The sequence below is a fragment of the Syntrophomonas zehnderi OL-4 genome (assembly GCF_000983115.1).
Classification (GTDB): domain Bacteria; phylum Bacillota; class Syntrophomonadia; order Syntrophomonadales; family Syntrophomonadaceae; genus Syntrophomonas_B; species Syntrophomonas_B zehnderi.
This window is the reverse complement of record NZ_CGIH01000029.1, coordinates 91751-92506: the sequence shown is the minus strand read 5'-3', so window position 1 is coordinate 92506 and position 756 is coordinate 91751. Positions and strand designations below refer to the sequence as shown.

The following is a 756-nucleotide window of genomic DNA, read 5'->3' as shown; positions in this document are numbered from 1 at the left end:
TCTTTTGCTGGTCTGCCAAAGTTTTTACAATATCTATCTGCTAATAAATCATTAACAAAGCTAAGATCTATGGCGGAATCTATTTGTTTTAGTATGTGATTATCCGGGATCATTTGGTATAATGCGGTATAGAAGCTGTTTTGTCTAAAGACGTTTTTAACTAACATAAAAAGCATACCTCCTTTAGTTAATTTTGATTTTGCTAACCAAATTATACCACAGGAGGGTATGCTTTTTGTGCTTTAAATGGACTTTTTCAGTGGTCTCGGACGGTTCTTCTGACACTACAAACGGGGATGCCCGGTGCAAAAGAGGGCGAAAAAGCTTGTCTTCCTGCACTAGAAACAAGTTCTTTTTTCATTTCCCCGCATCATAACGTGATAGGTTCCATTTTCACTTAGTATCCGTTTGTGTCTGTGGGCATAAGCGTTCTTCTCTATCAGATTTAATTTATCCAATTTTAAAAAAATAGTGTCAAAAGAACCGTCCGAGATCACTGAAAAAGTCCATTTAAAGCACAAAAAGCATACCCTCCTGTGGTATAATTTGGTTAGCGAAAACAAAATTAACTAAAGGAGGTATGCTTTTTATGTTAGTTAAAAACGTCTTTAGACAAAACAGCTTCTATACCGCATTATACCAAATGATTCCGGATAATCACATACTAAAACAAATAGATTCCGCCATAGATCTTAGCTTTGTTAATGATTTATTAGCAGATAGATATTGTAAAAACTTTGGCAGACCAGCAAAAGA

At 35.2% G+C, this 756-nt stretch carries 3 protein-coding genes; 1 reads left to right on the top strand and 2 read right to left on the bottom strand.

All coding sequences use genetic code 11. The features are described from left to right. Positions 1–167: transposase (locus AAV90_RS09050; RefSeq protein WP_479725401.1), on the bottom strand; the 167-nt coding region annotated here is incomplete at its 3' end. Positions 168–338: 171 nt separating this feature from the next. Further along, positions 339–521 carry a hypothetical protein gene (locus tag AAV90_RS09045; protein WP_046498028.1) on the bottom strand — a complete coding sequence of 61 codons (183 nt, stop codon included), beginning with the start codon at positions 519–521 and terminating at the stop codon, positions 339–341. 68 nt (positions 522–589) lie between these two features. Between AAV90_RS09045 and AAV90_RS09040 the strand changes: the two genes are divergently transcribed. Further along, a partial coding sequence (locus AAV90_RS09040) for a transposase (RefSeq protein WP_479725401.1) occupies positions 590–756 on the top strand: 167 nt, incomplete at its 3' end.